Below are 25186 nucleotides of genomic sequence, written 5' to 3' on the forward strand. Positions count from 1 at the left end.
CGCTCAAGTGGCGGTCTCCGGCGTGTCGGCGCGGTTCGGGGCCGAACGGCTGCTTTTCGGGTTTTTCGCACCGTTTTGCGCACCTTGCGATGCGCGTGCTTCGCTGTCGAGCAGCGCCGCCTTGCGCTCGAGCCCCCAGCGATAACCGGCGAGCGAGCCGCCCTTCTGCACGACGCGATGGCACGGAATCGCCAGCGCCACCGGATTCGACGCGCACGCACTCGCCACGGCCCGCACCGCGCGCGGCGCGCCGAGCGTTTCGGCGATCTGCGAGTAGCTGCGCGTCTCGCCGTAGGGAATGCGCTGGAGTGCGTCCCAGACGCGCTGCTGGAACGCCGTCGCGGCAATGTCGAGCGGCAGATCGAAACGCTCGCGCCGGCCGTGCAGATACGCGTCGATCTGCGCGGCAAACGGCGCGATCGCGGCCTTGTCCTCGATGCACTGCGCGTTCGCGAAATCGGCCGTGAGTGCGGCGGTGAGTGTCGCGGCATCGTCGCCGAACGCGATCCGGCAAATGCCCTTTTCCGTTGCCGCGATGAGCACGAAGCCGATCGGCGTGGGCGTGGCGGCATAGTGGATCGTCAGCCCCGCGCCCTTGCGACGATAGGCGGAAGGCGCCATGCCGAGCTCGCCCGGCACGCTGTGATAGAGCCGCGACGACGAACCGAAACCCGCGTCGGCGCTTGCGCGCGTGACGTCGGCGCCCTCGCCGAGCGCGTCGCGCAGCACGGCCCCGCGCCGCGCCGCCTGGTATTGGCGCGGCGAGACGCCCAGCACGCGCTTGAAGAGGCGCTGGAGGTGAAACGGACTCAGGTGCACGGCTTCGCCGAGCTGCGCGAGCGTGAGCCGCTCTTGCGGGTCGGCGTCCAGCGCCGCACAGGCGCGCCGCACGATTTCCAGCTCGCGCGGCAGGCCGCCCGGGCGGCAGCGCTTGCATTCGCGATAGCCGGCGGCGCGCGCGTCGTCGGCCTCGGCGAAGAATTCGATGTTCTCGTGCCGAGGCAGCCGCGACGCGCACGACGGGCGGCAGAACACGCCGGTGGTGCGCACGGCGTAGAAGAACGCGCCGTCGGCGCGGGCGTCGCGCGACGTGACGGCTTGCCAGCGGTCGGCGTCGTTCGTCCACTCGCTGTCTGGCGTCTGGCTCGGTTTGGCGGGTTTCATCGCTGGTTTCATTGCAGGGACGGCGCTCATTTGAGGCTCCTCGAAGTGCCTGTCTGTATGCCCTTACTCTAACTTCGCGTACGGACGAAGGCGCGCCGGATCTTGCGCTGTCATTGCGGTCGACATGGGCCGTGAAGGCGCGCCTGATCGCGTACTTTTATGGCCTTCGGTGAATCCCTGGTGGCGTCTTGCCGATTCCCGTGCGACAAAATGACAACTTTGCGGGTTTTCCCTTAAAAAGTTGTTGCGTCGCGACAGCCGACTCGGTATAGTCGTTCCTGTCTCCTCCATGTCTCCTCCTGATATGGATTAAGCCCGCTCACTGCAGCGGGCTTTTTTTCGTCCCGCGTTTCCCCGGCCGCAGCGCCCAAAGCTATTTTCCGCCGGTTCCCACTGTTCTGCTGCCGCCCTGCTGCGGCCGATTCCGGTTGGCGCGGCTCGGTGAAATGCGCGCCTTCTGCGCAGCCCCGCGTCCACAGGTTCATCATGAGAATCCCAGCACGACCTCGAGGACGCCATGCGGATCCAGATTCGCGAGATCGATCACGTCGTTATCCGGGCCGCCGACATGGCCGCCATGACGCGTTTCTATTGCGAAGTACTCGGTTGCGAGCCGGAGCGTGAACAGCGCGATCTCGGCCTCGTGCAGTTGCGCGCGGGACGCTCGCTGATCGATCTCGTGACGATCGGCGGCCCGCTCGACCGGGGTTCCGGCGCAGCGCCTGCCGGCGCGAGCGGCAACATGGATCATCTTTGTCTGCGCGTGGAGCCGTTCGACGCCGAGGCGCTCACGTCGCATCTGACGCAGCATGGCGCGCGTCCCGGCCATGCCGTCGAGCGCTATGGGGCGGAGGGTTTGGGGCCGTCGCTGTATCTGTTCGACCCGGAAGGCAACATGGTGGAACTCAAGGGGCCGCCGCACGCTTGAGGGCGCGCAGCCTGCTTTCAGACGTTCTCGGGCGCCTTGAACACGCTCCATTCGACAGCCACTGGCTCAGCACTCGAATTGCCGATCCACGCCGCACCGTCCTGCACCGTGCATTGCAGGCGCATGGTGCGCTCGGCCAGCGCGCCGAGCGACGCGGCAACGCCCTCGCCCAGCGACCAGACCGTCACGTTGCGCAGGCGCTCGACCTTGTTGCGCACGCCTTGCCACCAGATGTCGGAGGTGCGCCCGCCGTAGGCGATCACGATGACCTCGCTTGCACGCCCGCTCGCCTTGGCAATGCGGCGCTCGTCGGGCTGCCCGACCTCGATCCACGTTTCGATCGCGCCCGTGTAGTCCTTGCGCCAGAGATCGGGCTCGTCCGTATCGGACAGGCCCTTGCAGAATTCGAGCCGCTCGCCCGCAAACAGCGCGAACGCCGCGATGCGGACCATCATGCGGTCATCGGTTTCGGACGGATGGCGCGCGATCGTGAGCGCATGGTCGGCGTAATAGTGCCGGTCCATGTCCGCGATCTGCAGTTCTGCCTTGTAAATGGTCGATTTGAGTGCCATACCGAATTCCGGTCGCGCGAAAGCCGCACATGATAGCGAAGTTTCTAGCAAGCCATGTGCCGGTCGAGTGGACGCGCAGCGCGCGTCGATACGGCGCGCGACGCAATGCGGATGGTCTGACGAGAAAGTGACGGGGATTTGACAGCGGCGCGCGACGCGCGTGCGTCGGGCCGTGTCGAGCGGCGCGTTGGGAGAGACGGCCTTACTGCTTGATGAAGCGGTCCGTGGTCCAGAGGCCTTGCTGGTCGCCATTCGCCGCGTTGACGAATTCGACGTCGTGGCCCACCACCTGTACGACGCGGAACGACTGGTTGTCGGGTGTGGACAGACACTGGAATCCCGTGAAGTATTCCTGCATCTGCTGATGCTCGCCGGCCTGCTCGTGAAGCGCGACGGCGTCGAGCTTGTCTTTCGTGAGGCACCCATAGGAGCCCGGCTTGAGCTGCACCGTTTGCTGCGGCTTGACGCTTACATCCTGAGCCTGAACCGCGACGACGCAAGCCAGGCTGGCAGCCGCGACGACGATACCGGATCCCCTTTTCATGATTGCCTCCTGCGGGTCTTGCTCACGTTAGCTATGTATTTAACTCTCATGCCTCACCCGCGTTTTTAAGAATAGAAAACTGCCGAAAGACTGCAAGCCCGACTTGTGTGCGTTCGCAACAGCCGCGGAGGCTTGCAGCATGACGTCGAGCACCGCTAATGCCATCGAGCCTGGCGCTGAGGGGCGTCCAGCAGCACTCCGAAGCATCGATTACATCGTCCTGCGCCTTATCCAACAAGGCGCGGGCGGTTATAGCCAGAATACGAAAATCGAATCCGCTTTTGATTTAAACGATTTAATAGATCGCCGCGCGCCCATGACGCATTGCACCTAAAGTCGCGCGAGCGCCCATCGGGCGCGCGCTCATTAATGGATTGGCGACAGAATAAAAAGAATGCCAGCCGCTCCATGAGGCTCTTGAAACGAAGCCGCGCGCCGCGCTTGCATACGGCAAAAGTTCGTGGATAAATCGGGCTTCCCAATGGAGGAACCCCATGACTTTCGCTCACTGGCTACCGTTCGCGATCGCGTCGGCCATTCTCGTTGCCATTCCCGGCCCCACCGTGCTGCTGGTCGTCTCCTACGCGCTTGGCCACGGCCGCCGTTACGCGCTCGCAACCACGGCCGGCGTCGCGCTCGGCGACTTCACGGCGATGACCGCTTCCATGCTCGGACTCGGCGTGATCCTCGCGGCGTCCGCCACGCTGTTCTCGGTGCTCAAATGGATTGGCGCCGCCTATCTGATCTATCTGGGCGTGAAGCTCTGGCGCGCGCCCGTCGGCGTTGGCGACGCACCGGACACCTCCGAGACGCGCACCGGCCGCATCTTCGCGCATGCCTACGCGGTTACCGCGCTCAACCCGAAGAGCATCATTTTCTTCGTCGCCTTCGTGCCGCAGTTCATCGATCCGCATGCGGCCATGACATCGCAGATCGTCGTGTTCGAAGCCACCTTCCTCGTGCTCGCGACGCTCAACGCGCTCGTCTATGCGCTGCTCGCAGCGGCCGCGCGCAAGGTCGTGCGCAGCCCGCGCGTGCAGCGCGTCGTCAATCGTACGGGCGGCACGCTGCTCATCGGCTCCGGGCTCTTTGCCGCCGCGTGGAAAAAGGCGGCGGCATAAGCGGCGCATGCGGATCGACGGCGACCGGGATGCGGGGCCCACCCCGAGCCCCGCGAAGCGGGCTGTGATCCGGGCACGCAGGCTGCTCAGCGCGGGTTGTGATGGTTGGCGAACATTGTTTTCAAGCTTCGGTGCGCGCCCAATGTGCAAACTGTCGCGTCTTGGCTACAATGCAATTGCAAACCGCTTGACAACCAGGAGGTAATCGTGATCGAGCACGTAATACTGGGCGCGTTTCTGGTGATTCCCCTTGTCATTGTCGTCTTCCTGTTTTCCGACGAAATCCTCGAGGAGCATCGACAGCGCGTAGAAGCGGGAGACGGACATCATATGGACTGGCGTCATCCGCTACGCAGCCTTCTGCATCACTGAGCGGGAGCACGCATCGCGCGGATGAACACGCCGAAGCACACATGGGTGGCACTCGTGGATTTCGAGTTCTCCTGGATCGTACTTCGTCGCCTTGTTCGTGCAGATGGTGCTGTCCGTCGCGCTCACCCTTCTCTGTCCGTTTGCCGGGCAGCGCGGTAGCACGCCGCGCACGCACGAGGCAGACGCGCACGGCGAGCACGCACGCTGACGGGAATCACTCCCGGCCAGCGCGCGCTGGCAAGCCACACCTCCGTAATTCAGCGTTACCACTTGCAGCACCTGTATCCAGCAATCAGGCTGACAATCGCTCGCATGTTTTCAAAGGTTCTCAGGGAGAACGACATGCGAAAGATGGCAGCCGTTTTGGTGCTGGGGGGGTGTGCGGTGGCGGCTGGCCCCGCGAGCGCGCACGATCATGGCGGTGACGTCGTGGGTGCGCTGGTTGGCGGCGCGTTGATTGGCGCCGCAGTGGGCGCCGTGCTCAACAGCGGCCCGGCGGTGGCCTACCCGGCTCAGCCGGCCTATGTGCAGCCTGCGCCCGTGTATGCCGAGCCGGCGCCGGTCTATGCCGCCTCCCCGGCCGGCGCGGCGTGTTACGACCAGTATTCGGGCCGCTACGTGCCCTGCGCGCCAGCCCAGCCCGCGCCGCCTCCGCCGCAATATGACGACGGCTACGCGCAACCCGGCTACGGACAACAGCCGGTTTATGCTCAGCCTGGCAGCGGCTGGTAATGCTTCAAGCGGCGCACGCCACGGCGCGCCGCCCATCACTTCGGTGGTTTCCCGCGTCTAGCTCGTCTGCTCGACGGGCGTCACGCTCAGGTTGAGCCGCTGCGTCAAGCGGATCACACCGATTTCCACTGTGCGATCAATGCGCGAAACGTCGAAGAGACGCTGCAGCGTGTCGATACCGTCGACCGGCACGCCGTCGATCGTCACGATCGTGTCGTCCACGCGCAGGCCGCCGAGCGCAGCAGGACTGCCCTTGACGATCTCCATCACCCGCACGCCGGTCGTCGCGCTCAGGCTGAAGTAGCGCTGCACCTTGCGTGCGATCGGCACCGTGGTGCCGGCAATGCCGATATAGGCGCGCCGCACCCGGCCGTGTGCGAAGAGTTGCGTGATGACCCACTTTGCCGTGTCGATGGCCGTGGCGAAGCAGATGGCCTGCGCGCCCGGAATGATTGCGGTATTCACGCCGATCACCTGACCCGCCGAATTGATGAGCGGACCGCCCGAGTTGCCCGGATTGAGCGCGGCGTCGGTCTGGATCACGTCGTAGATCATGCGGCCGGATTCCGAACGCAGCGAGCGCCCGAGCGCCGACACCACGCCCGTCGTCACCGTTTGCGCGAGGCCGAGCGGGCTGCCTACGGCGATGGCGATCTGCCCGACGCGCAGGCCCGCCGAGTCGCCGAGCTGCGCGTGCGGCAGCGCCTCTGCCGCGCCGATACGCAGCACGGCGAGATCCGTGCTCGGGTCGTCGCCGACAAGGTCGGCGCTTTGTGTCGTGCCGTCCGCAAGCGTCACACTCAGCTTGCTTGCGCCATGCACGACGTGGCTGTTCGTCAGCAAGTAGCCGTCCGGCGTGAACAGGAAGCCCGAGCCGCTACCGCCGCGCGCAGGCGCCTGGCCCGATGCGCGGCGCTCGACGGCAATATGCGCGACGGCGGGCTGCACGCGCTCCAGCGCGCCGATCACGGTCCGCGAATAGGCGTCGAGGAGCACGTCGTCATCGAAGCCCGGGCGCTGGCCCGCGCCGTCGGAAGGGACGCCGCGAGCCAGATCGTCAATGAAGGAAGGTCGTCTGCCCACGATCTGAATCTCCGAAAAAGTGGGCTCTACATGCAGGGGGCGCGCGACGTTTTCAAGAGCGGGCGCCGGGCCGGCCGAATCGTCAAGCTCTTGACTGCGGCTGCCAGCCCGCTGGCGAGCGCTTCGCAAAAGAAAAAAGCCCGCTCGCGCGGGCTAATCCATGCTCGGGTGACATGGCGAGGTTAAGCGGGAATTCGCGGCGCCGGGCGCTCGCGAAGCAAACTCGGGAGTCAGGCGGCCAGCGCCTCGCGCACCGCCGCGCCGGTCGCAGCCCGACGCGCTTCGAGCTCGACCATGAGCGCGTCGACCGTGCGGAACTGGGACGGCGTAATCTGGGCGAGGTCGAGCAGCGTGCAAAGGCGCTTGTACCAGTAATCGAATGAAAAGACGGCCGGCGTCGTGCCGGCGGATAACGAGGGAGCCGTCGCGCGCATGATATGCGCGATCTCTTCGTCGATGAATCTCATGAGTGCCCCCGTGCGCTGGTCCAACGCCTCGTTGTCTTGTGAAGACGTGTCTCGCCACTTTAGTTCGGCGGCGGCGCGTGTCCAGCTATCACATCGGATAGGTCAAACTCAAAGGTCGGACGTCAACCTTTCAGACGGCTTGTTACGGTCCCCTTAACGTCGCCAGCCGTGGCCGTAATAGCCGCCCACGCCAACCCCGATATCCACCGACGGCGCCGCATAGTAGCCCGGCGCGTAGCCGTAGGCCGGCGCAGGCGCGTACGCGTAAGGCGGCGCCACCACACAACCCGTGAGGCCGGCCGACAAGCCAGCCAGAGCAATTACGCAGAAGAGTGTTTTCATCGTCGTTCTCCTATGCCACTGATTGTCGACGAGCCACGATGCGGCAAGGGTTTGGAAAAGCAACGATGTGTGTCCACAAATTACAGCCGCACGCAGCGGGCGCTGGGCGTTCGTGGAGGCAGAGAAGGGCGCGTTAGCGAGCACAAGCGTTGAAGCCAGCGCAAAACAATCGCCCGCTAGTGGGATTCTTGATTGATCGCACTACGAATTAAATGACCCGGCAGTTAACTCGTAGTGCGCAGAGATGAGGCTGAACAAGCTTCGCGTTTGAACAGCGTCGCCAGTTTGATCGACGATCGCTGGAAAAAGCGCCCAGGCCCGAAGGCCCGAGCGAAGCCGTCGCGTCAACGACGGCGGAGGTATTCGTTTAGCTATGCGAAACGCCTGCGCGGGATCTTCGCAGGCGTTTCAGCAGTATTGCCTTGTTACGGATGGTTATACATCGCGTTCCAGTCGGCCTTCGGCACCGCCGGGCGGCCTGCATCCGAGTTGCCGGCTGCCACGCCGCCATAGCCGCTCGTTGCGCCGTTCGCGGCGGCTACCTTGGCTTCGGCTGCGAGAAGATCGTCGGGGTAGTGCGGGTCCGCTCCTGCGCCAGGATGCCAGCCCGCCTTCGCGAGCTGTTCGAGCTCGGCGCGCACCTGGGCGCGCGTGACGGGCGCATTCGATTGCGCGAACGATGCCATCGGCACTACGAGTGCAACGGCAACGGCTACGGTCTGGATCAGGGACTTCATGCTGACTACCTCCTTTGGCTTTTGATTCGGTGCGACAACGTGTCTGCATCCGATGAGCGAAAGTCTAGGAGGATTGCCGCCGAGGGTTAACCCTCGGCCTTCGAAGGGATTGTTCCAGGCTGGAGAAGAATCGGGCGGGGCGGGGGCGCGCTTGCGGGTTACTTCCCGATACAAAACCGGCTGAAAATCACGCCCAGCAGGTCATCGGACGTGAATTCGCCGGTGATCGAATTCAGCGATTCCTGCGCGAGCCGCAGCTCTTCGGCGAACAGATCGAGCAATTGCGAATTCTGGTCGGCGTGCGCCGCCGCGTGCGCGAGATGCTCGCGCGCCGCGCGCAGCGCGATGAGATGCCGCTCGCGCGCGAGATAGACGCTCTGCGCATCCGCCTGCCAGCCCGCAATGCGCAGCAACTCGGCGCGCAGCAGCCCAACACCGTCGCCCTGTTTCGCCGAAAGACGCAACTCGCACACTTCGCTGCCGTTCCCGGCACGACGCTGCGCCACTTCGGGCGGCACGCCGGTCAGGTCGGTCTTGTTGAGCACGCGCACGACCGGCACACCGGCGGGAAAGCGCGCGGCGATCACCTCGTCTTCGGCGTTCATGCCCGTGCGCGCATCGAGCAGATGCAGCACCACGTCTGCGCGGCCGATCTCGCTCCACGTGCGCTCGATGCCGATCTTTTCGACCTCGTCCTCCGTGTCGCGCAAACCTGCCGTGTCGATCACATGCAGTGGAATGCCTTCGACCTGGATGGTTTGGGAAATCTTGTCGCGCGTCGTGCCGGCAACGGGTGTCACGATCGCGAGCTCCGCGCCTGCCAGCGCGTTCAGCAGCGACGACTTGCCCACGTTGGGTTGTCCCGCGAGCACGACCGAAAGGCCCTCGCGCAGCAGCGCGCCCTGGCGCGCTTCGGAGAGCACGTGGTCGAGTTGCGCGCGAATGCGTGCGAGCTTGCCGCGGGCGTCCGCGGCCTCGAGGAAGTCGATCTCTTCCTCGGGGAAATCGAGCGTCGCCTCCACGAGCATGCGCAGCGTCACGACGTCGTCCACGAGCGCGTGGATGTCGCGCGAGAACGCGCCGTCGAGCGAGCGGCCCGCCGAACGCGCCGCCGCTTCGGTGCTCGCCTCGATCAGGTCGGCCACGGCTTCCGCCTGGGCCAGATCGAGTTTGTCGTTGAGGAACGCGCGTCGCGTAAATTCGCCAGGTTCCGCAAGGCGCAGCCCGAACTCGCGGCCGGCCTCGATGCAGCGCTGCAAAACGAGTTGCAGCACGATCGGGCCGCCGTGGCCCTGCAGTTCGAGCACGTGCTCGCCGGTGTACGAATGCGGCGCGGGGAACGACAGCGCGATACCGCGATCGAGCACCGTGCCGGCGCCGTCGAGGAACGGCACATAGCTCGCGTGGCGCGCAACCAGGTCCTGGCCCGTGAGGGCCTGCATCAACGCAGCGGTCGCCCCCGCGCCGGCGCGGCCGGCCGACACGCGCACGACACCAATCCCGCCGCGTCCGGGCGCGGTAGCAATGGCGACGATGGGATCGGAATCGGTGGCGAGCATGATGGGCGTGGACCGTAGAGCAGGGCTGGAATCGGGATGGAGTGCGGGGACTCACTGCGGTCTTGCAAGCACTCGCAAAACGCGAGGCATTGTAACGCGCCGGACAGAGCGTTTTCGACTGGAAACCCAGCTAAGAGCCGTCTCGATTTATCTTAATTTAGCTAAGATTAGTCTTAAGGAATTCTGTCGGATTTCAGATAATTCAGGCGCTGGATCTCGTCAACCTCGTGCCCCACGGGAATTCATGGGAGATCTCGACCGAAGTCATACGGCAACCAGAAGCAGGTGAATTATCGCTTTTATACGTTAAATATAACCTAACTGGTTGTCATCTTCGGCAATTTCGGGTTGCACAATCTGGCCCATGCCGACCACCAACGAAAAAGCCGCTTTTGCCGAACGTCTCAGATTCGCCATGAAGCGCGCGCCCGAAAAGCTACGCGGCAGCACCGACCTGGCGAACCGGTTCAATCTGCGCCATCACGGCGAGCATCCGGTTTCGCCGCAAACCGCTCACAAGTGGCTGAGCGGTCGCACCATTCCCACGCAGGACAAGCTGGAGACGCTGGCGAAATGGTTCGACGTGGACATCCACTGGCTGCACTACGGGCCTCCGGGCAATGCCGGCTCTGGCGTGCCGAGGCCGCGCAAGCCTGACGGCAAATATCCGGTTTCCGAGGAAACGCTCGAACTGGCCTCGAAGATCGAATCGCTCAGCGCCCATCACCGCTATCTCGTGCAGGAACTGGTTGCCCAATTCTACGGCGACGCCGAGAAGAACTAACGCGCACACACGAACGCTGCGCTCTGCGCCGTCAAGGAAATGGCGGTCCGATAACGCAAAAAGCCGTCCGGTTCGCACCGGACGGCTTTTTTTCGAGCCTGGATTCAGGTGGCGGCATCACTGCCGCCCCGGCACTCAGGCGGGCTTCTTCTTGCCCTTACCCATCATGCGCGTGATGTAGTACTGCTGCGCGATCGACAGCACGTTGTTCACGACGTAGTACAGCACGAGGCCGGCCGGGAAGAAGAAGAACATGACCGAGAACGCGATCGGCATGAACATCATCATTTTCGCCTGGACGGGGTCCGGCGGCGTCGGGTTGAGCTTGGTCTGCACGAACATCGAGACGGCCATCAGCACCGGCAGGATGAAGAACGGGTCCTGCTGCGAGAGGTCGTGAATCCAGAGAATCCACGGCGCACCGCGCATTTCCACCGACGAGAGCAGCACCCAGTACAGCGAAATGAACACCGGGATCTGGATCACCACCGGCAGACAGCCGCCGAACGGATTCACCTTCTCCGTCTTGTAGAGCTCCATGAGCGCTGCGTTCATCTTCTGCGGGTCGCTCTTGAAGCGCTCGCGCAGCGCCTGCATGCGCGGCGTGATTTCCTTCATGCGCGCCATCGACTTGTAGCTGGCGGCGGAGAGCGGGAAGAACACGGCCTTGATGAGCAGCGTGAGCAGCACGATCGACCAGCCCCAGTTGCCCACGTAACCGTGGATCTTCTCGAGCAGCCAGAAGAGCGGCTTGGCGATGATCGTCACCCAGCCGTAGTCTTTCACGAGCTCCAGGCCCGGCGCGACGCCTTCGAGCATGCGCTCTTCCTGGGGACCTGCGAAGAGGCGTGCCTGCACGGTATTCGTTGCACCCGGTGCGATCGTACCGAGCGGCTGCTTCATGCCCACGCGATAGAGCGCGTTGTCGAACTTCTCGACGTAGATGCTGCGCTTGACGCCTTGCTGCGGAATCCACGCGGTCGCGAAGTAGTGCTGCACCATCGCGATCCAGCCGTTATCGGCCTGGGTCACGAAGTCGGCCTTGTTCTTGTCGATGTCGCCGAACGTGATCTTCTGGAAGTGATGCTCGTTCGAGTACACCGCCGGCCCGATGAAGGTGTGCGAGAAGCGCGGCGTTTCGACCGGCTGGCTGTCACGCACGATTTCCATGTAGAGCGTGGGCGAAACCGGCGCGCCACTGACGTTCTGCACCTTCCAGTCCACGCCGATCACGTAGCTGCCACGCGTGAACGTGTAGGTCTTGGTGACCTTCACGCCGCCTTTCTCGGGCGACTGCAGCGCGATCTGGAAGGAGTTGGCGTCGCCGGTCAGCTCGCGCGGGCCTTCGACTGCCGTGAACACGTCGTTGTGGTTCGGGAAGTCGCCGCCGAGCAGGCCGGTGCGCGCGAGGTACGTGTGGTCGTTCGTGTGGTCGAACAACGTGATGTACTGGTCGGGACCCTTGCCGTCGGCGCTTTCCTTCACGAGCGAAAGCTTCACGAGCGTGCCGCCGCGCGTGTCGATCACGCCGTCGTAGACGTCGGTGCGAAAGTGAACGAGCTGTGCTGCGGCTGCAGCCGGCTGGGCGGTGTTCGTCGGCGCCTGGCCCGCGGCGGCAGCGGCCGTCGGCAGGTCGGACGCGCCGTTGGCGGCGCTAGCCGGCGCAGGGCCGCTCGAGGCGGATTGCGTCTGCGTTTGCGTCGCGTTCGGGAAGAACATCGACTGGCGTCCATGGTCGCGCTGCCAGTTGTCGTACAGCATGACAGCTGACATGAAGAAGATGACCCATAGGACGGTGCGTTTGATATCCATGCGTTGTCTCAGTGTCGATGGAATGGCGCGTCAGCGCTTTTTCGGAGATGCAGGCGGGACGAGATCGACGCCGCCCGCCGAAAACGGATGGCAGCGGCACAGTCGCCGCGCGGCGAGGTAAGTCCCACGCGCGGCGCCATGATACTGGATTGCCTCGCGTGCGTAATCCGAACAGGAAGGATAAAAACGGCACCGGCTGCCGAGGAGGGGACTCACGGCAAGCTTGTAGAAACGCAGCAGTGCGATCAATACCGTTTGCATGGCGTTGCGGCCTGGCTGCGCCGCGTTCGATGACGAACCACGTGCCGCTTGCGCGGCGGCTACGTCGGATATGCCGGACTCGCGCGCCCCGCTCATGATGCGCGGGTCTTGCTCTCGTCCGGCGGCAAATCTTTACCGGCCTGGGCCTGCGCCGGTTCCCCGGCTGCCTGCTCACTTGGTGCCGCAGCCTGCGTTGCGCAAGGGGTGCGCGCAGATGTCGCAGGCGCAGCGCCGCCACGCCGCGTGACTTCGCGCGCGGCCTTTTCGAGCAGCGTTTCGATCTCGCCGCGGCACAAAGCTTTGAGCCCCGGCGAAGACGCGCCCGGCAGCGCCTTGCGGTCGAACTTCGTATGCAGGCGCAGCAGCAGGTCGAACCCTTCGAACTGCGCCCGGCGCACACGAAACGCTTCACGGGCAATGCGGCGCACCAGGTTGCGCGTGACCGCGCGCGGTGCGTACTTCTTGCCGATCACGAGCCCGAGCCGCGCCTCGTTGCCGGTGGGCCGGCCGTACACGACGAAGTGCTCGGTGCGGCGCCAGGGGCGCAAACGAAAAACGGATGAGAACTCATCCGTTTTCAGTAGCCTTGCGGCTTTCGGAAAAGCGGCTTGCGTTCGCGACGGCATGACGCCCCGATCAGTTACCAGGTTCGTCCTGTTCGCCGTGCTCGCGAGCGGGCCGCTACCCGTGATTTCGCTGATAGCGATGCTGCCCGACTTAGACGGCGAGGCGCTTGCGACCCTTCGCACGGCGTGCGTTGATCACTTTGCGGCCACCAGCGGTCTTCATGCGCACGCGGAAACCGTGGGTACGCTTGCGACGGGTAACGGAAGGTTGGAAAGTACGTTTCATGTTGCTCTCACTGTTGAGTTATGACCGCGGCGAGCATCGCGGAAAAAGGCAATGGCCGGTGGTACTAGGGATTGGTTTTCGAGGAACCCGCTATTTAAGCCGGTTTTTCGTTGGCCGTCAATAGCTTAGGCGATCGAACCTTCTCGAACGGCAGCGCAGCGCCTGCATCGGCCGTGGTGAGGGCACGAACGAGCGTGCGTTGATCCGTCCCTGTGGATAACTTCCTGGTGAGGGGATTTCGGCGTTAGAATCTCGCCTATCCCAAGAATCCTGCATGCCGCTCCGGCCCGCCTGCTTGCCGCAAGACCTTTGCCGCGCGGGCTTCCGGAGCCATTGCCGTCGCCTCGTCAGGGCCTCGTCGCATCCGTGCGACAAGAGCGGGGCGACCGCAACGCATGCAAACAAAACGACCACAGCAACTCGATGAACGAATTCTGGCAACACTGTTCCGCACTACTGGAGCGTGAGCTAACGCCCCAGCAGTACGTGACGTGGATTAAACCGTTGGCCCCGGTTGCCTTCGATGCTGCGGCGAACACGCTGCAGATAGCCGCTCCCAACCGTTTCAAGCTCGACTGGGTCAAGAGCCAGTTCTCGGGCCGGATCACCGATCTGGCGCGCGACTTCTGGCAGACCCCCGTCGACGTGCAGTTCGTCCTCGACCCGAAGGCGGGCATGCGCGCGCCTCACGTCGCACCGGCGCCCGCCGCCGCGTCGCGCGCGCCGCTGGCTGCCGCGCCGGCGTCCGCATCGGTCATGAGCGCAGCCGCCGCGCCGCAGCCGGCCGCCGTGACGGGCGGGACGGGACTCGCGGGCATGGTGCATGCCGCGTCGGCCGCCGCCGCGCAGGCCACGGCCGATGACGCCGCCGACCTCGATCTGCCGAGCCTCGACGCCAACGAAGCCGCCGCCGGCCGCCGCACATGGCGTCCGGGCCAGGGCGCGGCTGCGGCCGCTTCGAGCGGCGAGCCGGACCCGACCTACGAGCGCTCGAAGCTCAACCCGGTGCTCACGTTCGACAACTTCGTGACGGGTAAGGCGAACCAGCTCGCGCGCGCGGCCGCCATCCAGGTCGCCGACAACCCCGGGATCTCGTATAACCCGCTGTTCCTCTACGGCGGCGTGGGCCTTGGCAAGACCCACTTGATCCACGCGATCGGCAACCAGCTCCTGCTCGACAAGCCGGGCGCGCGCATCCGCTACATCCACGCGGAACAGTATGTGTCCGACGTGGTGAAGGCCTACCAGCGCAAGGCATTCGACGACTTCAAGCGTTACTACCACTCGCTCGACCTGCTGCTGATCGACGATATTCAGTTCTTCTCGGGCAAGTCGCGCACGCAGGAAGAGTTCTTCTATGCGTTCGAGGCGCTCGTCGCCAACAAGGCGCAGGTGATCATCACGAGCGATACGTATCCGAAGGAAATCTCGGGTATCGACGACCGTCTGATCTCGCGCTTCGACTCGGGCCTGACCGTGGCGATCGAGCCGCCGGAGCTCGAAATGCGCGTGGCCATTCTGATGCGCAAGGCGCAATCGGAAGGCGTGAGCCTGAACGAGGACGTGGCGTTCTTCGTCGCGAAGCACCTGCGCTCGAACGTGCGCGAACTCGAAGGCGCGCTGCGCAAGATCCTCGCGTATTCGAAGTTCCACGGCCGCGAGATCTCGATCGAGCTGACCAAGGAAGCGCTCAAGGACCTGCTGACGGTGCAGAACCGCCAGATTTCGGTCGAAAACATCCAGAAGACGGTGGCGGACTTCTACAGCATCAAGGTCGCCGACATGTATTCGAAGAAGCGCCCGGCGAACATCGCGCGCCCGCGCCAGATCGCCATGTATCTGGCCAAGGAGCTCACGCAGAAGAGCCTGCCGGAAATCGGCGAACTGTTCGGCGGCCGCGACCACACCACGGTGCTGCACGCCGTGCGCAAGATCGCCGACGAACGCACCAAGGACGCCCAGCTCAATCACGAGCTGCACGTGCTCGAGCAGACGCTGAAGGGGTAAGACGCATCAGGCGGCAGCGCAATGGCGGGGCGGACGTCGTATCCCGAAAGGTTTGCCCTGTTTATTTCGCGGATCGCCCCCAATTTAGGGAAGTGGTCCGTTTTCAGGCACAATATGGGTTTAACCGCCCGGCGGTCCGGGGCGGGAACCACCGCCGCGGCCTGTGCCGCATTAACCGCCTGAGCGGCGCCAAAGCCGCGTGACTTTCGTGGGGTCACGTCGGCAAAACCGGCGCCAGGCGGGCGCGCAGTCCGTCACATCAACGAAGGAACTCTATGCAACTGGTCAAGACCGAACGCGATAACCTGCTGAGGCCGCTGCAAACGGTGAGCGGCATTGTCGAACGCCGCCATACGTTGCCGATCCTCGCCAATCTGCTGATCACCAAAACCGGTTCCGACGTCTCGTTCCTGTCGACCGACCTCGAGTTGCAGATCACCACGACCGCCGACTTCGGCGTCGGCAACGACCAGGTGGCCACGACCGTCGCCGCACGCAAGCTGCTCGACATCCTGCGCGCGATGCCCGACGGCCAGGTCACGCTCACGCTCGCGGACAAGCGCCTCACGGTGCAGTCGGGCAAGAGCCGCTTCGCCCTGCAAACGCTCGCCGCGGACGAGTTCCCCACGGTGGCGCAGGCGAAGGACTTCGGCGCGAACCTCGCGGTGCCGCAGAAGACGTTCCGCCAGTTGCTCGGCATGGTGTATTTCGCCATGGCGCAGCAGGACATCCGTTACTACCTGAACGGCATGCTGCTCGTCGTGGACGGCGACCAGCTCATGGCAGTCGCCACCGACGGCCACCGCCTCGCATTCTCCTCGATGAAGATCGAAGGCTCGTTCGCGCGCCAGGAAGTCATCATCCCGCGCAAGACCATTCTCGAACTCCAGCGCCTGCTCGAAGACATCGACGACGTGCTGAAGATCGACATCGGTTCGACCCAGGTCAAGTTCACGTTCGGCCAGGTCGAGCTCGTCTCGAAGCTCGTGGAAGGCAAGTTCCCCGACTTCCAGCGCGTGATCCCGAAGGCGCACAAGAACACCTTCCAGATCGGCCGCGAAGAACTGCAACGCTCGCTGCAGCGCGCGGCGATTCTCACGTCCGACAAGTTCAAGGGCGTGCGCTGCATCATCGAGCCGGGCCAGCTCAAGATCATGTCGACCAACGCCGACCAGGAAGAGGCGCAGGAAGAGCTGGAAATCGCCTACCAGGGCGACACCATCGACATCGGGTTCAACGTCACGTATCTGCTCGACGTACTCGCGAACCTGAAGGTCGACACGCTGGAAGTGAGCCTCGGCGACGCCAGCTCCAGCGCACTCATCACGATTCCCGAGAACGAGGAATTCAAGTACGTGGTGATGCCGATGCGCATCTAAAAAGCGCGACAGAAGAAGAACACCAGGGGGCGCTGCGCCCCTTTGGCGTTTTTATGGCTTTTTGAAAAAGTCTCGAGCAGTAACACAGGCAGTACGCAGAACCGGAAAATTCCATGACTGATACGAACAACTCGCAACCCGACAACAGCAGCTATGGCGCCTCGTCGATCCAGATCCTCGAAGGTCTGGAGGCAGTGCGCAAGCGGCCCGGGATGTACATCGGCGACACGTCGGACGGCACCGGTCTGCACCATCTCGTCTTCGAAGTGCTGGACAACTCGATCGACGAGGCCCTCGCCGGCTACTGTAACGACATCCGCGTGGTGATCCACGCGGACAACTCCATCTCGATCACCGACAACGGCCGCGGCATTCCCACGGACGTGAAGATGGACGACAAGCACGATCCGAAGCGCAGCGCCGCCGAAATCGTCATGACCGAGCTGCACGCGGGCGGCAAGTTCGACCAGAACAGCTACAAGGTCTCGGGCGGTCTGCACGGCGTGGGCGTGTCGTGCGTGAACGCGCTTTCGAGCTTCCTGCGCCTCACGGTGCGCCGCAACGGCAAGAAGCACTTCATGGAATTTCACCGTGGCGTGCCGCAGAATCGTGTGCTCGAAGAGCGCGACGGCCACACGGTCTCGCCCATGCAACTGCTCGGCGACACCGAAAATCGCGGCACCGAAGTGCACTTCATGGCCGACGAAACCATCTTCGGCAGCGTGGAGTACCACTACGACATTCTCGCCAAGCGTATTCGCGAGCTCTCGTTCCTGAACAACGGCGTGCGCATTCGCCTGACCGACCAGCGCACGGGCAAGGAAGACGATTTCGCTTTCGCGGGCGGCGTGAAGGGCTTTGTCGAGTACATCAACAAGGCCAAGCAGGTCCTGCACCCGAACATCTTCTACATCTCGGGCGAGAAGGACGGCGTGGGCGTCGAAGTGGCGATGCAGTGGAACGACAGCTACAACGAAAGCGTGCTGTGCTTCACGAACAACATCCCGCAGCGTGACGGCGGCACGCACTTGACCGGCCTGCGCGCGGCGATGACGCGCGTGATCAACAAGTACATCGCCGACAACGAAATCGCCAAGAAGGCCAAGGTGGAAACCTCGGGCGACGACATGCGCGAAGGGTTGTCGTGCGTGCTTTCGGTGAAGGTGCCGGAGCCGAAGTTCAGCTCGCAGACGAAGGACAAGCTGGTTTCCTCGGAAGTGCGCGCGCCGGTCGAAGACGTCGTGGCAAAGGCGCTCGAAGAGTTCCTGCTCGAAACGCCGAACGACGCGAAGACCATTTGCGGCAAGATCGTCGACGCCGCGCGCGCGCGTGACGCCGCGCGCAAGGCGCGCGAAATGACGCGCCGCAAGGGCGTGCTCGACGGCGTGGGCCTGCCGGGCAAGCTCGCCGACTGCCAGGAAAAGGATCCGGCGAAGTCGGAGGTCTATATCGTCGAGGGCGACTCGGCAGGCGGCTCGGCCAAGCAAGGCCGCGATCGCAAGTTCCAGGCGATCCTGCCGCTGCGCGGCAAGGTGCTGAACGTCGAAAAGGCCCGCTACGACAAGCTGCTGTCTTCCGAGCAGATCGTCACGCTAATCACCGCGCTCGGCTGCGGCATCGGCAAGGACGACTACAACCTGGACAAGCTGCGCTATCACCGCATCATCATCATGACTGACGCGGACGTGGACGGCGCGCACATCCGCACGCTGCTGCTCACGTTCTTCTATCGCCAGATGCCGGAGATGATCGAGCGCGGCTACGTGTATATCGCGCAGCCGCCGCTGTACAAGCTCAAGGCGGGCAAGGACGAGCGTTATCTCAAGGACGATTCGGAGCTCAACGCGCATATGCTGCGTCTGGCGCTGCAAGGCTCGGAGCTCATGCCGAGCGAAGGCGCGACGCCGATCTCCGGCGACGCGCTCGGCGAACTCGCGCGCTCGTACCAGCTTGCGCGCGGCGTGGTGGATCGTCTCTCGCGTCTGTACGACGAGCGTGCGCTCGAAGCGATCATGGACGGCGTGGCGATCGACCTGTCGAGCGAAGCCTCGACCGAGGCTTCGGCGCGTGCACTCGAAGCGCAGCTGCGCGACGATCCGCTCAAGCCTGAAGTGAGCGTCGTGCCGATGTACGACCAGGTGCGCGAGCAACGTTCGCTGCGCGTGGAGCGCCGCCATCACGGCAACGTGAAGGTCTCGGTGATCGACGAGGAGTTCCAGCTCACCGCCGACTATCAGCAGCTCGTGAACACGGCCAATACCTTCAAGGGCTTGATCGGCAAGAACGCCGTGATCAAGCGCGGCGAGCGCAGCATGGCCGTGAACGACTTCAAGAGCGCGATGAAGTGGCTGATCGCCGACGCCGAGCGCAACGTGTCGAAGCAGCGCTATAAGGGGCTTGGCGAGATGAACCCCGGGCAGCTGTGGGAGACGACGATGGACCCGACGGTGCGGCGTCTGCTGCGCGTGCAGATCGAAGACGCGATCGCTGCCGACGGCATCTTCACGACGCTCATGGGCGACGACGTCGAGCCGCGTCGCGCGTTTATCGAAAGCAATGCGCTGCGGGCGGGGAATATCGACGTTTGATCGTCTACGCCTGCATTGAACAACAAACGCCCGGTTTCCCGGGCGTTTGTTTTTTGTACGGCCTCACGCCGCAACTCAAGCCGCGAAACCCACCGGGATGACATAGACGACGCTCTGCCCGGCCGGCAAACCGAGCGCGTGCGCTGCCTGCGGCCCATCGACCGCGCCCACGGGCACGGCGACGAGCCCGAGCGCAACGGCCTGCAGCAGCATGTTCTGGGCGGCGTGCCCGGCCTCCAGATCGCTATACACGCCGGCTCTCGCCCCATACCGCTGCTTGAGCCGGCCGGGATCGGCAGCCACCACGATCAAGGCCGGCGCCGCCCCGACAGACGCCTGGTTGAGTGCTAGCGCTTGCAGCTTGGGGCGCATGTCGGGCGTCGCTCGCGTCTGCGCGCGGTGGCCTTGAGGCACGTAGTGCATCACCTCTGCGGCGGTCACCATGTAGAGTTCAAGCGCAAACAAAGCGCCGGCCGAAGGCGCCGCGCGCTTGCCGTCCGGGCTGGTCACGCCCTGGCCGGCCCACAGCAGCTGCCCGATGGTCTCGACAGGCAACGCGTCGGACCGGAACCTGCGTACGGACCGGCGCCGCTGGATGGCATCCTCGAGAGAGACCGTGCCGGAGACTTTGGGCTTGGGCAGTGCGATCTCATTGGTGTACTTCGCCGGGCTCTCCTGCGCCTGGCTGGTGGAAACCTGGGTCATTGCGCCCGCAGCCAGCGCGGCCAGCAGTTCACGGCGTTTCATCCGGCGCCTCCATGAGTGACGGAGCAGGCCTCGACGGCCTTCGCGATTTTCACTATTTCACGTTTTAGAGCGACACCCGGACCATGGCGCAATTTGATCAATAGTCACCACTGGCCCACTCGCAGAAGTTATAGACCGTAAATTCGAGATTGCGAGGTCCGATTCAACATCGCGATTTACAGCAGCGAAAAAGCGCCCTTGAAGGCGCCATCTTTTTGTGTGGAAGACAGCGGCAATTCGCGTTCTGCACTATCCACAGCCCCCAGCGGATAACTGCCGGAAAACCCCTGGAAATCACTGTGCATGAATCGGGGATAACTTCGTCTGCACGCAAACTGTGGAAAAGTTGCCAGCAGCTGCCTCGTGTTGTCCCGTTAACGCCCGCACGGTTATGGTTTTTCCACAGCCTTGTTTACTCAATGGTTTTCCGGGGTTATCCACAGAATACCCAGGGGCTTGTTAACTATTACTACGTTTACGTATACATACGTTATTAAAACCTTAGAACCCTCGCATCGGAAACGAAGATGCCGCCGTAAGACGTCCCGGCGGCATCGTTCGAAACGTCCGAATCGGCTGCCTTATGCGAGCGGGATATAAAGCTCCGTCTTCAAATCGTCCGGCGCCGCCTCATCGGGCGTATTCAGATAAACCTCGAACGAAGGCGCCGAAAAGTCCGGCGTGCGTCCGAGCTTATTGAGCCCTTCGTTATAAAACCAGATCCACGCCTGGCCTAGCGCCTGATACGGCCCCTTGTGCAGCATCATCGCGTGCTCGCCGCCGCGCAGCTGGAACTTCTCAACGGGCGCCACGATCTCCACGTCGGTTTCGTGCCCCAGATGCAGCGCCGCTTTCGAGCGCAGCTTCGACTCGTCGACCGTATTGGGATCGTCGTAATAGATGCCGACCATCTTCGAGCCGGACGTGCGCACGTTGCGCTCGCCGAGCCATTGCGCGAGCGTGTAGAACGCGTCGCCGATCTTCATGTACGGACCCACGTGGCTGACGGCGAGCAGGTCCATCGGCTCGAGGGTGAGTAGTTTCACGTCGTGGTTTTGCATGATGGCGTCTCCTGGTGCGATGGCCGCGCGATGGCGCAGCGCCTGCGAACCAAGATAGCACCACGCCCGGTGCGACGCCCCTGGCGTGCCGGGCGCTCGAGCGTCACGAACTCACGCGTGTCACCGGATGCGCCTCGAGCCACGCGTTCTCTTCGTCGTCGTAGAGCCGCGAGCGCGTGAGAAAGCGCAGGCCCGTGGGTCGTTCGAGCGAAAACATGCCGCCGTTGCCTGGCACGGCGTCGATGATGAGCTGGGTGTGCTGCCAGTATTCAAACTGCGCCTGGGTCATATAGAACGGCATCCCGCCGATTTCTCCCAACTGCACGTCGGCATTGCCGACCATGAACTCGCCGACGGGAAAGCACATGGGCGCGCTGCCGTCGCAGCAGCCGCCCGACTGGTGAAAGAGCAGGGACCCGTGCTCGCGCGCCAACCGCTCGATCAGCGCGAGCGCGGCCGGCGTGGCGGTAACGCGTTCGACCATGTCGTGACGCTCCTCTCGAGAGGCTACGAAGGGGGCGTCGCGCGCAATTGCGGCCTCTCGACCGCCAACCAACGCGCGCGACGCTCAGGGCACGCAGTGCGTTCAGAAGAACCCGAGCGGCTGCTCGCTATAGCTCACGAGCAGGTTCTTCGTCTGCTGGTAGTGGTCGAGCATCATCTTGTGGTTCTCGCGCCCGATGCCCGACTGTTTGTAGCCGCCGAACGCCGCGTGCGCCGGGTATGCGTGGTAGCAGTTGGTCCACACGCGCCCCGCCTGGATCGCGCGCCCGAAGCGGTAGGCACGCGTGCCGTCGCGCGTCCACACGCCTGCGCCGAGGCCGTAGAGCGTGTCGTTGGCGATTTCCAGTGCTTCCTCTTCGGTCTTGAAGGTGGTGACGGACACCACGGGTCCGAAAATCTCTTCCTGGAAGATGCGCATCTTGTTGTGGCCGCGGAAGACAGTGGGCTTCACGTAATAGCCCTCGCCGAGTTCGCCGGCGAGGCTGTTGCGCTCGCCGCCAATCAGGCACTGCGCGCCTTCCTGCTTGCCGAGGTCGATATACGAGAGAATCTTCTCGAGCTGCTCCTGCGAGGCCTGCGCGCCGATCATCGTCTTCGTGTCGAGCGGGTGGCCTTGCTGGATCGCCGCGACGCGCTTGAGCGCGCGCTCCATGAAGCGGTCATAGATCTTCTCGTCGATGAGCACACGCGACGGGCACGTGCACACCTCGCCCTGGTTGAGCGCGAACATCGCGAAGCCTTCGAGCGCCTTGTCGAAATAGCTGTCGTCATGGTCGAGCACGTCGGCGAAGAAGATGTTCGGGCTCTTGCCGCCGAGCTCCAGCGTCACGGGAATGATGTTCTGGCTCGCATACTGCATGATGAGGCGGCCCGTGGTGGTTTCGCCCGTGAAGGCGATCTTGGCGATGCGCTTGTTCGAGGCGAGCGGCTTGCCGGCTTCGAGGCCGAAGCCGTTCACCACGTTGAGCACGCCGGCCGGCAGCAGGTCCTGAATCAGCTCGGTGAGCACGAGGAACGATGCGGGCGTCTGCTCGGCGGGCTTGAGCACGACGCAGTTACCGGCCGCGAGCGCGGGCGCGAGCTTCCACGCGGCCATGAGAATCGGGAAGTTCCACGGAATGATCTGGCCGACCACGCCCAGCGGCTCATGGAAGTGATACGCGACCGTATCGTGATCGATCTCCGAGATGCCGCCTTCCTGCGCGCGCACGCAGCCCGCGAAATAGCGGAAATGGTCGGCGGCGAGCGGGATGTCGGCGGCGAGCGTTTCGCGCAGCGGCTTGCCGTTGTCGATGGTCTCGGCCACGGCGAGCTTGTGGAGGTTCTGCTCGATGCGATCGGCAATGCGGTTGAGGATATTCGCGCGCTCGGTGGGCGAAGTCTTGCCCCAGGCGGCTTTGGCCTTGTGTGCGGCGTCGAGCGCGAGTTCGATGTCGGCTTCGCGCGAGCGCGGGATGGACGTGAACGCGTGACCGGTGATCGGCGAAATATCGTCGAAATACTCGCCGCCGAGCGGCGCGACCCATTCGCCGCCGATGAAGTTGCCATACTGCTTCTTGTACGGGAATTCGGTAGTCAGGAATTGCATGTCCGCGTGATTCATCTGCGTGCTCCTCTGTGTTCTCGATCTCGATATGGATGGACGCGGCGAGGCCGCGCTACCGCGGCACGCTAACGCGAGAACCATGCCAGCGCGGCGGCGCAGCGGCGCTTTGCCGGGCGGTCGAGGCCCAGCGCGTCATGCCGCGCGAATGCGCTGCGCGCGAGCCTTCAGGTCGGAGAAAGGATTGCGTCAGGCCGGAACAGAAGGGCGGCCAACTGCTCAGGAAGTGAACAGCCTAGGAGCGTAATTGCGGCGGGAGTCGGAGATTTGCGGCGCGCGGGCCGCACTTGCGGTAGGCTTTGCACCCGTAACAGTCAGGAGAGTTTGCATGTCGAGTACATTCGTTTGCCGCAACCAGTCGTGCGGCACCCCGTGGGAACAGAGCGAGGTCGTGATCAAGAACGAAGGGCAGGGGCCCTTGTTCCGGTGTCCGCTGTGTGGCGCCCGTAACTACCTGGAGCAGTTCGAAGACGACGACGGCAACGTCGTCTATGAACAGGTGGACGGCAAGCCGTTCCTCTGAGCGCTGGCGGCTGGACGATCTGGATAGCGAGCGTGATGCCGAAGAGAGTCCGAAAAGCGAAGCATGCGGAGCGGACTTCGATGGTCCGGATTCCGAAGTTTTTCGCCATCCATGGCGTCTCGGACCTGGCAAGCGTGGAAAGTGAAAGACCGGCTTGCCGGTGACCGGCGAAGCGCAAGCGTCGGGCAGCGAGGCGCCGCTTTCAGCGGCGTCCATCCCCTATTTAGTCGGACTATTGGTTACCTATCTATACGGGTAGGCTGGCGAGCGCCCCGGAGCGTCCTACAGTACTTCATACGATAAGAAACCACGGCAGGACAACGGGGAAGGCCATGACATTCGTCGAACAGGAAATCGCGCACATCGCGCGCGTGATGCCACCGTCGCTGGCTGGCGATTTCGAAATGCCGGTGATGGGTGTCGCGTACTGGCGCAAGCGCTTGCACGCGCTTCTCAAGCAAAACCATCTGACTCACGTTCAGCTTTCGACCGTCGATACGCTGCTGCGCCAGCTCGACGGCTTCGAGGCGCTCGGCCGCTGGCTGCCGCGTCCGAAGCGGACGTCGCGTCATGTGAGGCGCGTGAAGTAGTTCAGGCCCGTGGCCGCGGAGAAATGCAAAAAGCCCGATCGCAAGGATCGGGCTTTTTGGCTGAATTCGCTGGTGGGGCGTGAGTGACTCGAACACTCGACCTACGGATTAAGAGTCCGCTGCTCTACCAACTGAGCTAACGCCCCCAACAGAAGAAAGATTATGCAGGACTTTTCCGGGCTTGGCAAGTCCCTTCTGCAAATTATCTGAAAATAGTTTGTCGATGCGGTGCAGGCTCCGTGTGCGCGAGCGTTTGTGCCTTTACCACGGGCGCCGTGCCGTCCCGGTATGATGTCGCCACGCTTGGGTCAAACCAGGTTTCGAGCTAGTCGCTGTGCACCGCCCCGGTTCGCCAAGGTCGGCTGCGATCGGCTGGAAACGTCGCACGGCAATCCACAAAGGCAAACGATGGACGACAACGCAATCGACGCGCTGCTGGAGCGCGTGCTGGCCCCTTGGGTGCGCGCGCTCGGGATGAAGCCCGTCGAGGTCTCGGAAGACAGCGCCACCTTGCGCCTGCCGTTTTCCGGCGAGCTGCGCCATTCGGGCGGCGTGATCTGCGGCCAGGTGTTCATGGCGGCGGCGGATACGGCCATGATCGTCGCGATCACGGCCGCGCTCGGCGGCTTCAAGCCCATGACGACTGTTGCGCTGAACACCAATTTCATGCGCGCGGTGCGCAAGGGCGACGTGCTCGTGACGGCGCGCGTGCTGCGCATGGGCCGCAATCTGGTGTTCGGTGAAATAGAACTCTACGACGAAGACGGCCGCATGGCGGTGCACGCGACCTCGACCTACGCGCTGCTCGATTAAGCTTGGCGCTTCCGATCGGTTTCGGTCGCTTCGAAGGACGT

28 protein-coding genes, 1 tRNA gene and 1 pseudogene are annotated in these 25186 nt (G+C 63.7%); 12 read left to right on the plus strand and 18 right to left on the minus strand.

The features are described from left to right. Positions 1–3: 3 nt before the first annotated feature. A complete protein-coding gene (gene ada, locus AB4Y36_RS07575; RefSeq protein WP_368682661.1) occupies positions 4–1164 on the minus strand; it encodes a bifunctional DNA-binding transcriptional regulator/O6-methylguanine-DNA methyltransferase Ada in 1161 nt (386 codons plus the stop codon). A gap of 517 nt (positions 1165–1681) precedes the next feature. On the opposite strand from ada, the gene AB4Y36_RS07580 reads away from it, so the two are divergent. Continuing rightward, the gene (locus AB4Y36_RS07580) at positions 1682–2092 is read left to right on the plus strand and encodes a VOC family protein (RefSeq protein WP_069264534.1); all 411 of its coding nucleotides are present in this window, start codon (positions 1682–1684) and stop codon (positions 2090–2092) included. 17 nt (positions 2093–2109) lie between these two features. Here the strand turns inward: AB4Y36_RS07580 and AB4Y36_RS07585 are convergent, their stop codons facing one another. Together AB4Y36_RS07585 and sap1 are read right to left on the minus strand one after the other, a co-directional pair. After that, positions 2110–2664 (minus strand): YaeQ family protein, encoded by a 555-nt coding sequence (locus AB4Y36_RS07585; protein ID WP_368682662.1) that lies wholly within the window; start codon positions 2662–2664, stop codon positions 2110–2112. Between the two features lie 202 nt (positions 2665–2866). Continuing rightward, positions 2867–3208, minus strand: coding sequence for a surface attachment protein Sap1 (gene sap1 / locus AB4Y36_RS07590; protein ID WP_368682663.1), 342 nt, complete (start codon positions 3206–3208; stop codon positions 2867–2869). Positions 3209–3347: 139 nt separating this feature from the next. Here sap1 and AB4Y36_RS07595 point away from each other — a divergent pair, with 139 nt between their 5' ends. The 4 genes from AB4Y36_RS07595 to AB4Y36_RS07610 all read left to right on the plus strand — a co-directional run bounded on the left by AB4Y36_RS07595 (position 3348) and on the right by AB4Y36_RS07610 (position 5433). After that, positions 3348–3542, plus strand: a complete 195-nt coding sequence (locus AB4Y36_RS07595) for a hypothetical protein (RefSeq protein WP_368682664.1) — start codon at positions 3348–3350, stop codon at positions 3540–3542. A gap of 160 nt (positions 3543–3702) precedes the next feature. After that, positions 3703–4329 (plus strand): LysE family translocator, encoded by a 627-nt coding sequence (locus AB4Y36_RS07600; RefSeq protein ID WP_368682665.1) that lies wholly within the window; start codon positions 3703–3705, stop codon positions 4327–4329. A gap of 207 nt (positions 4330–4536) precedes the next feature. After that, positions 4537–4701, plus strand: a complete 165-nt coding sequence (locus AB4Y36_RS07605) for a hypothetical protein (RefSeq protein WP_176732878.1) — start codon at positions 4537–4539, stop codon at positions 4699–4701. Between the two features lie 351 nt (positions 4702–5052). Then, a complete protein-coding gene (locus AB4Y36_RS07610) occupies positions 5053–5433 on the plus strand; it encodes an ecotin precursor (RefSeq protein WP_368618571.1) in 381 nt (126 codons plus the stop codon). A gap of 57 nt (positions 5434–5490) precedes the next feature. Here the strand turns inward: AB4Y36_RS07610 and AB4Y36_RS07615 are convergent, their stop codons facing one another. The 5 genes from AB4Y36_RS07615 to mnmE all read right to left on the minus strand — a co-directional run bounded on the left by AB4Y36_RS07615 (position 5491) and on the right by mnmE (position 9621). Next, a complete protein-coding gene (locus tag AB4Y36_RS07615) occupies positions 5491–6495 on the minus strand; it encodes a S1C family serine protease (protein ID WP_256094714.1) in 1005 nt (334 codons plus the stop codon). Positions 6496–6746: 251 nt separating this feature from the next. Next, positions 6747–6983 carry a hypothetical protein gene (locus AB4Y36_RS07620; RefSeq protein WP_069264550.1) on the minus strand — a complete coding sequence of 79 codons (237 nt, stop codon included), beginning with the start codon at positions 6981–6983 and terminating at the stop codon, positions 6747–6749. A gap of 153 nt (positions 6984–7136) precedes the next feature. Beyond that, positions 7137–7325 carry a hypothetical protein gene (locus tag AB4Y36_RS07625; protein WP_254319355.1) on the minus strand — a complete coding sequence of 63 codons (189 nt, stop codon included), beginning with the start codon at positions 7323–7325 and terminating at the stop codon, positions 7137–7139. Between the two features lie 425 nt (positions 7326–7750). Then, a complete protein-coding gene (locus tag AB4Y36_RS07630; RefSeq protein WP_069264556.1) occupies positions 7751–8062 on the minus strand; it encodes a DUF4148 domain-containing protein in 312 nt (103 codons plus the stop codon). Between the two features lie 158 nt (positions 8063–8220). Next, a complete protein-coding gene (mnmE, locus tag AB4Y36_RS07635) occupies positions 8221–9621 on the minus strand; it encodes a tRNA uridine-5-carboxymethylaminomethyl(34) synthesis GTPase MnmE (protein WP_368618572.1) in 1401 nt (466 codons plus the stop codon). A gap of 364 nt (positions 9622–9985) precedes the next feature. Here mnmE and AB4Y36_RS07640 point away from each other — a divergent pair, with 364 nt between their 5' ends. Continuing rightward, positions 9986–10405: a helix-turn-helix transcriptional regulator gene (locus AB4Y36_RS07640; RefSeq protein ID WP_069264560.1), complete on the plus strand. Its 420-nt coding sequence runs from the start codon at positions 9986–9988 to the stop codon at positions 10403–10405. 135 nt (positions 10406–10540) lie between these two features. Here AB4Y36_RS07640 and yidC read toward each other — a convergent pair whose 3' ends face one another. The 4 genes and pseudogenes from yidC to rpmH form a co-directional block, all read right to left on the minus strand. Further along, the gene (gene yidC, locus AB4Y36_RS07645; protein WP_342949138.1) at positions 10541–12217 is read right to left on the minus strand and encodes a membrane protein insertase YidC; all 1677 of its coding nucleotides are present in this window, start codon (positions 12215–12217) and stop codon (positions 10541–10543) included. 30 nt (positions 12218–12247) lie between these two features. Further along, the gene (yidD, locus tag AB4Y36_RS07650) at positions 12248–12478 is read right to left on the minus strand and encodes a membrane protein insertion efficiency factor YidD (RefSeq protein WP_028203242.1); all 231 of its coding nucleotides are present in this window, start codon (positions 12476–12478) and stop codon (positions 12248–12250) included. A 203-nt stretch (positions 12479–12681) separates the two neighbouring features. Continuing rightward, positions 12682–13104, minus strand: a pseudogene (gene rnpA, locus AB4Y36_RS07655) (ribonuclease P protein component); the annotation flags it as partial. Between the two features lie 91 nt (positions 13105–13195). Then, positions 13196–13330 (minus strand): 50S ribosomal protein L34, encoded by a 135-nt coding sequence (gene rpmH, locus AB4Y36_RS07660; protein ID WP_026120950.1) that lies wholly within the window; start codon positions 13328–13330, stop codon positions 13196–13198. Between the two features lie 423 nt (positions 13331–13753). On the opposite strand from rpmH, the gene dnaA reads away from it, so the two are divergent. The 3 genes from dnaA to gyrB all read left to right on the plus strand — a co-directional run bounded on the left by dnaA (position 13754) and on the right by gyrB (position 19304). Next, complete coding sequence (gene dnaA, locus AB4Y36_RS07665) at positions 13754–15337, plus strand: chromosomal replication initiator protein DnaA (RefSeq protein ID WP_069264564.1); 1584 nt, start codon at positions 13754–13756, stop codon at positions 15335–15337. Positions 15338–15612: 275 nt separating this feature from the next. Next, on the plus strand, positions 15613–16716 hold the full coding sequence (dnaN, locus tag AB4Y36_RS07670) for a DNA polymerase III subunit beta (protein ID WP_028203240.1): 1104 nt from the start codon (positions 15613–15615) through the stop codon (positions 16714–16716). A gap of 113 nt (positions 16717–16829) precedes the next feature. Continuing rightward, positions 16830–19304: a DNA topoisomerase (ATP-hydrolyzing) subunit B gene (gene gyrB / locus AB4Y36_RS07675; RefSeq protein WP_069264566.1), complete on the plus strand. Its 2475-nt coding sequence runs from the start codon at positions 16830–16832 to the stop codon at positions 19302–19304. Positions 19305–19379: 75 nt separating this feature from the next. On the opposite strand, the gene AB4Y36_RS07680 is transcribed toward gyrB, so the two are convergent. The 5 genes from AB4Y36_RS07680 to adh form a co-directional block, all read right to left on the minus strand. Further along, a complete protein-coding gene (locus tag AB4Y36_RS07680; protein WP_342949135.1) occupies positions 19380–20051 on the minus strand; it encodes a SagB/ThcOx family dehydrogenase in 672 nt (223 codons plus the stop codon). 176 nt (positions 20052–20227) lie between these two features. Beyond that, positions 20228–20356, minus strand: a complete 129-nt coding sequence (locus tag AB4Y36_RS07685; protein ID WP_368682666.1) for a hypothetical protein — start codon at positions 20354–20356, stop codon at positions 20228–20230. A gap of 276 nt (positions 20357–20632) precedes the next feature. Next, positions 20633–21112 carry a GyrI-like domain-containing protein gene (locus tag AB4Y36_RS07690; protein ID WP_069264570.1) on the minus strand — a complete coding sequence of 160 codons (480 nt, stop codon included), beginning with the start codon at positions 21110–21112 and terminating at the stop codon, positions 20633–20635. A gap of 103 nt (positions 21113–21215) precedes the next feature. Then, entirely contained in the window at positions 21216–21596 is a 381-nt protein-coding gene (locus tag AB4Y36_RS07695) for a DUF779 domain-containing protein (RefSeq protein ID WP_368682667.1), read from the minus strand. Between the two features lie 102 nt (positions 21597–21698). After that, positions 21699–23219, minus strand: a complete 1521-nt coding sequence (adh, locus tag AB4Y36_RS07700; protein ID WP_368682668.1) for an aldehyde dehydrogenase — start codon at positions 23217–23219, stop codon at positions 21699–21701. A 328-nt stretch (positions 23220–23547) separates the two neighbouring features. Between adh and AB4Y36_RS07705 the strand changes: the two genes are divergently transcribed. After that, positions 23548–23742 (plus strand): hypothetical protein, encoded by a 195-nt coding sequence (locus AB4Y36_RS07705; RefSeq protein WP_069264575.1) that lies wholly within the window; start codon positions 23548–23550, stop codon positions 23740–23742. Positions 23743–24074: 332 nt separating this feature from the next. Beyond that, positions 24075–24332, plus strand: a complete 258-nt coding sequence (locus tag AB4Y36_RS07710; protein WP_069264577.1) for a hypothetical protein — start codon at positions 24075–24077, stop codon at positions 24330–24332. Between the two features lie 70 nt (positions 24333–24402). Here AB4Y36_RS07710 and AB4Y36_RS07715 read toward each other — a convergent pair. After that, positions 24403–24478 (minus strand) — tRNA-Lys (locus AB4Y36_RS07715). 262 nt (positions 24479–24740) lie between these two features. Here AB4Y36_RS07715 and AB4Y36_RS07720 point away from each other — a divergent pair. Continuing rightward, positions 24741–25145 carry a PaaI family thioesterase gene (locus tag AB4Y36_RS07720; protein ID WP_028203232.1) on the plus strand — a complete coding sequence of 135 codons (405 nt, stop codon included), beginning with the start codon at positions 24741–24743 and terminating at the stop codon, positions 25143–25145. The last annotated feature ends 41 nt before the right edge of the window (positions 25146–25186 follow it).

This window comes from Paraburkholderia sp. BR10936 (genome assembly GCF_040965735.1).
Classification (GTDB): domain Bacteria; phylum Pseudomonadota; class Gammaproteobacteria; order Burkholderiales; family Burkholderiaceae; genus Paraburkholderia; species Paraburkholderia nodosa_A.

Excerpts from the sequence above, each read along its gene's own strand:
- AB4Y36_RS07600 (WP_368682665.1), top strand. The coding sequence starts at position 3,703 with ATGACTTTCGCTCACTGGCTACCGTTCGCGATCGCGTCGGCCATTCTC.
- AB4Y36_RS07585 (WP_368682662.1), bottom strand. The coding sequence starts at position 2,664 with ATGGCACTCAAATCGACCATTTACAAGGCAGAACTGCAGATCGCGGAC.
- AB4Y36_RS07690 (WP_069264570.1), bottom strand. The coding sequence starts at position 21,112 with ATGCAAAACCACGACGTGAAACTACTCACCCTCGAGCCGATGGACCTG.
- AB4Y36_RS07680 (WP_342949135.1), bottom strand. The coding sequence starts at position 20,051 with ATGAAACGCCGTGAACTGCTGGCCGCGCTGGCTGCGGGCGCAATGACC.
- AB4Y36_RS07685 (WP_368682666.1), bottom strand. The coding sequence starts at position 20,356 with ATGCACAGTGATTTCCAGGGGTTTTCCGGCAGTTATCCGCTGGGGGCT.
- dnaA (WP_069264564.1), top strand. The coding sequence starts at position 13,754 with ATGAACGAATTCTGGCAACACTGTTCCGCACTACTGGAGCGTGAGCTA.
- AB4Y36_RS07620 (WP_069264550.1), bottom strand. The coding sequence starts at position 6,983 with ATGAGATTCATCGACGAAGAGATCGCGCATATCATGCGCGCGACGGCT.
- rpmH (WP_026120950.1), bottom strand. The coding sequence starts at position 13,330 with ATGAAACGTACTTTCCAACCTTCCGTTACCCGTCGCAAGCGTACCCAC.
- AB4Y36_RS07630 (WP_069264556.1), bottom strand. The coding sequence starts at position 8,062 with ATGAAGTCCCTGATCCAGACCGTAGCCGTTGCCGTTGCACTCGTAGTG.
- AB4Y36_RS07710 (WP_069264577.1), top strand. The coding sequence starts at position 24,075 with ATGACATTCGTCGAACAGGAAATCGCGCACATCGCGCGCGTGATGCCA.
- gyrB (WP_069264566.1), top strand. The coding sequence starts at position 16,830 with ATGACTGATACGAACAACTCGCAACCCGACAACAGCAGCTATGGCGCC.
- AB4Y36_RS07595 (WP_368682664.1), top strand. The coding sequence starts at position 3,348 with ATGACGTCGAGCACCGCTAATGCCATCGAGCCTGGCGCTGAGGGGCGT.
- AB4Y36_RS07625 (WP_254319355.1), bottom strand. The coding sequence starts at position 7,325 with ATGAAAACACTCTTCTGCGTAATTGCTCTGGCTGGCTTGTCGGCCGGC.
- AB4Y36_RS07640 (WP_069264560.1), top strand. The coding sequence starts at position 9,986 with ATGCCGACCACCAACGAAAAAGCCGCTTTTGCCGAACGTCTCAGATTC.
- AB4Y36_RS07580 (WP_069264534.1), top strand. The coding sequence starts at position 1,682 with ATGCGGATCCAGATTCGCGAGATCGATCACGTCGTTATCCGGGCCGCC.
- yidD (WP_028203242.1), bottom strand. The coding sequence starts at position 12,478 with ATGCAAACGGTATTGATCGCACTGCTGCGTTTCTACAAGCTTGCCGTG.
- yidC (WP_342949138.1), bottom strand. The coding sequence starts at position 12,217 with ATGGATATCAAACGCACCGTCCTATGGGTCATCTTCTTCATGTCAGCT.
- AB4Y36_RS07705 (WP_069264575.1), top strand. The coding sequence starts at position 23,548 with ATGTCGAGTACATTCGTTTGCCGCAACCAGTCGTGCGGCACCCCGTGG.
- mnmE (WP_368618572.1), bottom strand. The coding sequence starts at position 9,621 with ATGCTCGCCACCGATTCCGATCCCATCGTCGCCATTGCTACCGCGCCC.
- AB4Y36_RS07610 (WP_368618571.1), top strand. The coding sequence starts at position 5,053 with ATGGCAGCCGTTTTGGTGCTGGGGGGGTGTGCGGTGGCGGCTGGCCCC.
- sap1 (WP_368682663.1), bottom strand. The coding sequence starts at position 3,208 with ATGAAAAGGGGATCCGGTATCGTCGTCGCGGCTGCCAGCCTGGCTTGC.
- ada (WP_368682661.1), bottom strand. The coding sequence starts at position 1,164 with ATGAAACCCGCCAAACCGAGCCAGACGCCAGACAGCGAGTGGACGAAC.
- AB4Y36_RS07695 (WP_368682667.1), bottom strand. The coding sequence starts at position 21,596 with ATGGTCGAACGCGTTACCGCCACGCCGGCCGCGCTCGCGCTGATCGAG.
- dnaN (WP_028203240.1), top strand. The coding sequence starts at position 15,613 with ATGCAACTGGTCAAGACCGAACGCGATAACCTGCTGAGGCCGCTGCAA.
- adh (WP_368682668.1), bottom strand. The coding sequence starts at position 23,219 with ATGAATCACGCGGACATGCAATTCCTGACTACCGAATTCCCGTACAAG.
- AB4Y36_RS07720 (WP_028203232.1), top strand. The coding sequence starts at position 24,741 with ATGGACGACAACGCAATCGACGCGCTGCTGGAGCGCGTGCTGGCCCCT.